This window comes from Synechococcus sp. EJ6-Ellesmere (assembly GCF_024345875.1).
GTDB lineage: Bacteria > Cyanobacteriota > Cyanobacteriia > PCC-6307 > Cyanobiaceae > Regnicoccus_A > Regnicoccus_A antarcticus.
In genome coordinates, this window is record NZ_JAGQBY010000181.1 from 1 (window position 1) to 5,791 (window position 5,791).

The following is a 5,791-nucleotide window of genomic DNA, read 5'->3' on the forward strand; positions in this document are numbered from 1 at the left end:
AAGGACCTCCAGGCCACGGTCCTCTTCGATTTCGAGGAACTGCTGGTTCAGGAGTTCAAGGCACGCATGGGCAGCACGGGGGACCTCGATGGCAGCGGCGGCCTCGGCCTGTTCCGCGACATTCCCCAGCGCCAACCCCTCAACCTCACCGTCAAGACCGCCCGAATCAGCGCGCCCCGCCTCAACGCCCTCACCGATGGCACCCTGTCACTGCGCGGCAGCCTGTTGCGGCCCCTGCTCAGCGGGGAGCTGAGCCTGAGCAAGGGCACGATCAATGGCCAGCCGGGCACCCTGGCCCAGGAGGATGAGAACGGAGTCCTCAAGCCCAAGCCAGCCCGGCAGCTGGTGGAGGAGTCGTGGAACTTCGAGAAGCCGCTGGTGCTGCTGGGGCCGGAGGTGGAGAGCGACACGGCTCTGTCTCTGCGCGATTCGATCCCGCGGGTGGCTCTGCTGCGCCTGAACAACCTCCGACTCAACCTTGGCCCCGATCTGGAAGTGGTGGTGCCGCCCGTGGCCAGCTTCAAGACGGGCGGCACCCTCACCCTCAACGGCCGCATCGACCCCAGCCTCAGCGCCAGCGGGGTGGTGCGGCTGCGCGGTGGTCGTCTGAGCCTGTTCACCACCAATTTCACCCTCGATCCCGACGCCCCCAACGTGGCGGTGTTCACCCCGAGCCTCGGTCTGATCCCCTATGTGGACATCGCCCTGCGCACCCGGGTTTCGGACACGCTCAAGGTGGGCCGGGGCCGGGGGGCGATCAACGACTTCGACCTGCAGGGCGATTACACCCCGCTGGATCAGCTCAACCTGGTGAAGGTGGTGGTGACCGTGAGCGGCCCGGCCGACCGCATCGCCGAATCGCTCACCATCCGCAGTTCCCCTCCCCTGCCTGAGGAGCGGCTGGTGGCTCTGATCGGCGGCAATTCCCTGGCCGGTCTGAGCGGCGGCAACGCCACGGCGGCCCTGGCCACGGTCTTCGGTCAGTCGCTGCTCTCCCCTCTGGTGGGAACCCTGAGCAACGCCTTCGGCCAGCGTCTGAGTTTCTCAATCTTTCCCACCTTCTTCTCCCCCTCCACCCAGGAGGTGGGCAACAACGCCTCGGGCTCCCGGCAGGAGTCGCGCCGCGCGCCGGCCCAGCTGGTGCTGGGTTCGGAGCTGGGCCTCGACATCACCGAACGCTTCAACTTCTCGGTGCTGGCTGCACCGAACCGCACCGACATCCCCCCCCAGCTCACTCTGCGCTACCAGGCCAATGACACCGTGGGCCTGCAGGGGTCCTTCGACACCGAAGGGCGCTGGCAGGGCCAGCTGCAGTTGTTCTTCCGCTTCTGAAGGGGCGCGCTTGACGAAGGACCTGATCGGCGTTGATCTCGGAGGCACCGCCATCAAGCTCGGCCACTTCGACGCCAGCGGCGCCGGCCTCGCCCAACTGGACTGCCCCGCCCCCCGTCCGGCTCTGCCCGGGGCGGTGTGCACAGAGCTGGTGGAGGCGATCACGGCGGTGGATCCCGGGCGCCAGGCCGGCCGGGTGGGGATCGGCCTGCCAGGACCGATGGACCGCAGCGGCCGGGTGGCGAGGGTGTCGATCAACCTGCCCGGCTGGCACGATGTACCCCTGGCCGACTGGCTGGAGCCCCAGCTGGGCCGGCGGGTGATCCTGGCCAACGACGCCAACTGCGCCCTGCTGGGGGAGGCCTGGCTGGGGGCGGCCCGCGGCCGGTCCGACGTGCTGCTGCTCACCCTGGGCACGGGTGTCGGTGGAGCCGCGCTGCTGGGGGGCCAGCTGTTCACGGGCCGCGATGGGGCAGCGATCGAGCCCGGCCTGATCGGCGTGGATCCCGATGGTCCCCCCTGCCACAGCGGCAACCGGGGCTCGCTCGAGCAGTACTGCAGCATCACCGGCCTGGGCCGCCTCAGCCCCCTGGATCCCGCCGAGCTTGACCGCCGCGCCGACGCCGGCGACGCCGAGGCCCTGGCCGTGTGGACCCGTTACGGCCGCTGGCTGGGGATCGGCCTGAGTTCACTGCTCTACGTGCTCACCCCCGAGCTGGTGCTGATCGGCGGTGGCCTCAGCGCCGCCAGTGATCACTTTCTGCCGGCGGTGTGGCGCGAGGTGGAGGAGCGGGTGCTGCCCGTGAGCCGCCAGGGCCTGGAGATTCGCCGCTGCGCTCTGGGTAACGGCGCCGGACGGCTGGGGGCGGTGCGGCTGGCTCTCGAGGCCCTGCCGAGCTGAGACGCTGCCGCTGCGGCTGGAATGATGGATCGATGGCTTCCACCCCATCCGCCGTCCCCGATCCCAGCCCAGAGCTGCTCAGCCGCGCCGCCGCCGTGCGCCGAGCCGCCATGGCCCTGGGGCAATGCAGCGATGGCCAGCGGCAGCAGGCCCTGCTGGCGATGGCCCAGTCCCTGGAGCGCTCGGCCGAGGCGATCGTGGCCGCCAACACAGCCGATCTGGAGGCGGCGGCGTCGGATCAGCTGGCGCCGGCCCTGGTGGCCCGGCTGAAACTCGACGGCGCCAAGCTCGCAGGAGCGATCGAGGGCGTGCGGCAGCTGGCGGAGCTGCCGGATCCGGTCGGGCGCCGCCAGCTGCACACCGAACTCGATGCGGGCCTGGTGCTGGAGCGGGTCACGGTCCCCCTGGGGGTGGTGGGGGTGATCTTCGAGGCGCGCCCGGACGCCCTGATCCAGATCGCGTCGCTGGCGATCCGCTCCGGCAACGGCGCCCTGCTCAAGGGGGGGCGCGAGGCCAGCCGCAGCTGCGCAGCGATCTTCGAGGCCCTGCAGGAGGGCCTGGCGGAGAGCGAGGTTGATCGGCAGGCCCTCGCCCTGCTCACCACTCGCCAGGAGAGCCTGGGCATGCTGCGGCTCGACGGCCTGGTGGATCTGATCATCCCCAGGGGCTCGAACGAGCTGGTGCGCTTCATCCAGGACAACACCCGCATCCCCGTGCTCGGCCACGCCGACGGGGTCTGCCATCTGTTTGTGGACCGCTCGGTGAATCAGGAGCAGGCCCTGCGCATCGCCATCGACAGCAAGACCCAGTATCCAGCCGCCTGCAATGCGATCGAGACCCTCCTGGTGCACCAGGAGGTGGCCAGCCAATTCCTGCCGGCTGTCATCAGCGCCTTCCAGGCCGAAGCCGTGGAACTGCGGGGCTGTCCCCGCGCCTGCGCCCTCGGGGTGGCCCGTGCCGCCAGCGACGACGACTGGGGCCGGGAATTCTCCGACCGGATCCTGGCTGTGAAGGTGGTGGAGAGCCTGGAGGAGGCCCTGGAGCACATCGCCCGTCACGGCTCCCGCCACACGGACGCCATCTGCACCACCGATCCCGAGACGGCAGGGCGTTTCCTCTCGGCCGTCGACAGCGCGGGGGTGTACCTCAACTGCTCCACCCGTTTCGCCGATGGCTTCCGCTACGGCTTCGGTGCCGAGGTGGGCATCAGCACCCAGACCCTTCCCCCGCGCGGGCCGGTGGGGCTGGAGGGGCTGGTCACCTACCGCTACCGCCTGCGCGGCGAGGGTCACATTGCCGCCGACTACGCCAGCGGCCTACGCCGCTTCAGCCACCGCTCCCTGCCCCTCTGACACGCCCATGGCGGATCCGGCCAGCCCAGTGCCCCTCTCTCTGCTCGGCCGTGAGGCGATCCATCTGCACGCCCTGCGGCTCTGGGCCCACGTGGGCGTGCTGGAGCGGGAGCGGGAGCTGGGCCAGTGGTTCGAGCTCTCCCTCAGCCTCTGGCACGATCTGGGCCCCGCCGGCCGCAGTGATGATCTCGAGCACAGCCTCGATTACAGCCTGGCGATCCGGGCACTGCAGGAGCAGGCACGCACAATCCACTGCCTCACCCTGGAGCATTACGCCGAGCGGATGATGGAGTGCATCGAGCAGCTCTACGGCCCCGTCAGCCAACGCCTGATCCTGAGCAAATGCGCGGCCCCGGTGCCGGGCTTCAGCGGTCTGGTGCAGGTGGAGCGCTGGCGCCATGGGCCCCCCTCCAGCTGAAGCGATGGCTGCCCCCCCCCTGGTGCTGGTGCATGGGCTCTGGGATTCGCCCCGCCTGTTCCGGCGCCTGGAACAGCTCCTGGCGGGAGCGCGCGATCCGTTGCTGGCTCCCCACCTGAGCCACCGCCTCGGCGCCACGCCCCTGCTGGACCTGGCCGAGCGGCTGGGACAGGCCATCGAGCGCCGGTTCGGAGCGGAGGAACCGATCGATCTGCTCGGGTTCTCGATGGGCGGGGTGATCGGCCGCTGCTGGCTGCAGTTGCTGGGGGGGGAGGAGCGCACTCGCCGTTTCATCAGCGTGGCCAGCCCTCAGCAGGGCACGATCACAGCCCAGCCCTGGCCGGCATTCCTGCTGGGGGGGATCGCCGACATGAAACCGGGCAGTCCGCTGCTGCGCCGGCTCAACGAGGAGCCCCATGCCCTTGCAGGGGTGGAGTGCCTGAGCTTCTACACCCCCACCGATCAGGTGGTGGTGCCGGGCTGGAAGGCGGTGCTGCCCTTCGGCCCGGCCAGGCCCCTGCCCGTATGGCTGCACCAGAACGTGCTCAGCGCACCGGCGTCGCTGGAGGTGCTGCGCCGGGAGCTGTTGCGCCCTTAACAACCTCCAGCGGCTCGCATCAGCCCACCATCAGGCCGCCACCAGGCCGGAATGACGGATCAGGGCCTCCGGCGAGGGCGCCCGGCCACGGAAGGCTTCGAACACCTCGGCGGGGCTGCGGCTGCCGCCGAGGCTGAGGACCGTGTCACGGAAGCGGCGGCCAGTACTCTGCACGGCCGTCTCATCCTCGAGACCCACCTCCTCGAAGGCGCTGAAGGCATCGGCGCTGAGCACCTCGGCCCACTTGTAGGAGTAGTAGCCAGCGGAGTAGCCCCCCGCGAAGATGTGGCTGAAGGCGCAGAGGAAGGCATCCTCCGGAATCGGGGGCAGCACTGTGGTGGTGGCGGCGATCTGGCGGCGCAGATCCTCTGGGCTCAAGCCCGAGGCGGGAGTCCAGGAGCTGTGCAGGCGCAGGTCCACCAGGGCGAAGTGCACCTGGCGCAGGGTGGCACTGCCACCCATGAAGGTGCGCGCCGCCAGCAATTTGGCGAACTCCGCCTCGGGCAGGGGCTCACCGGTCTGCCAGTGCCGGGCCATGCCCAGCAGCGTGGCCCGGTCGTAACACCAGTTCTCCATGAACTGACTGGGCAACTCCACCGCGTCCCACTCCACGTGGTTGATGCCGGCCGCCTGGGGCCGCTCCACGGTGGTGAGCATGTGCTGAAGCCCGTGTCCGAATTCGTGGAAGAGGGTCTCCACCTCCTCGAAGGTCATCAAGCTGGGGATGTCGCCCACCGGCGGGCTCTGGTTGCAGATCAGGTAGGCCACCGGCAGCACCGGGCGCCCGGCGGCGTCGGTGTGGCGATCCAGGCAGGTGTCCATCCAGGCTCCGCCGCGCTTGCTGCCGGGGCGGCTGTAGGGATCGAGGTAAAAGCTGGCGATGGGCTTCCCACTGCTGACGTCGAAGACCCGGAAGAAGCGCACATCGCCATGCCACACCGGTGCTTCGCCGTCGGCGGCTTCGATGCGGATGCCGAACAGGCGGCCGCAGAGATCGAAGAGGCCATCGAGCACCCGCAGCAGGGGGAACCAGGGACGCCGCGCCTCCCCACGGAGATCGAAGCTCTCGCAGCGCAACACCTCGGCCCAGAAGCTCACATCCCAGGGTTTGAGATCGCCGGCCTCAGGGGCACCCTGGCGCCCGGCGCAGACGGCCAGGGCCTGCAGCTCCCGCTCCGCAGCCGGATAGG

General features: G+C 69.9%; 6 protein-coding genes. 5 read left to right on the forward strand and 1 reads right to left on the reverse strand.

The features are described from left to right. The 5 genes from KBY78_RS15470 to KBY78_RS15490 form a co-directional block, all read left to right on the forward strand. Window positions 1-1,332 (forward strand): translocation/assembly module TamB domain-containing protein (locus tag KBY78_RS15470; protein ID WP_255144383.1); only part of this gene is annotated, 1,332 nt, incomplete at its 5' end. Between the two features lie 10 nt (window positions 1,333-1,342). Continuing rightward, window positions 1,343-2,233 carry an ROK family protein gene (locus KBY78_RS15475; protein WP_255144384.1) on the forward strand — a complete coding sequence of 297 codons (891 nt, stop codon included), beginning with the start codon at window positions 1,343-1,345 and terminating at the stop codon, window positions 2,231-2,233. Window positions 2,234-2,265: 32 nt separating this feature from the next. Next, on the forward strand, window positions 2,266-3,585 hold the full coding sequence (locus KBY78_RS15480; RefSeq protein ID WP_255144385.1) for a glutamate-5-semialdehyde dehydrogenase: 1,320 nt from the start codon (window positions 2,266-2,268) through the stop codon (window positions 3,583-3,585). Between the two features lie 7 nt (window positions 3,586-3,592). Further along, window positions 3,593-4,003 (forward strand): dihydroneopterin aldolase, encoded by a 411-nt coding sequence (locus KBY78_RS15485; protein ID WP_006171364.1) that lies wholly within the window; start codon window positions 3,593-3,595, stop codon window positions 4,001-4,003. A gap of 4 nt (window positions 4,004-4,007) precedes the next feature. Further along, window positions 4,008-4,601 carry a triacylglycerol lipase gene (locus KBY78_RS15490; protein ID WP_255144386.1) on the forward strand — a complete coding sequence of 198 codons (594 nt, stop codon included), beginning with the start codon at window positions 4,008-4,010 and terminating at the stop codon, window positions 4,599-4,601. Window positions 4,602-4,631: 30 nt separating this feature from the next. On the opposite strand, the gene KBY78_RS15495 is transcribed toward KBY78_RS15490, so the two are convergent. Continuing rightward, a partial coding sequence (locus KBY78_RS15495; RefSeq protein WP_255144387.1) for a M3 family metallopeptidase occupies window positions 4,632-5,791 on the reverse strand: 1,160 nt, incomplete at its 5' end.

Bases quoted from the DNA above. Each gene is read 5' to 3' on its own strand.
- KBY78_RS15480 (WP_255144385.1), top strand. From the start codon at position 2,266: ATGGCTTCCACCCCATCCGCCGTCCCCGATCCCAGCCCAGAGCTGCTC.
- KBY78_RS15485 (WP_006171364.1), top strand. From the start codon at position 3,593: ATGGCGGATCCGGCCAGCCCAGTGCCCCTCTCTCTGCTCGGCCGTGAG.
- KBY78_RS15490 (WP_255144386.1), top strand. From the start codon at position 4,008: ATGGCTGCCCCCCCCCTGGTGCTGGTGCATGGGCTCTGGGATTCGCCC.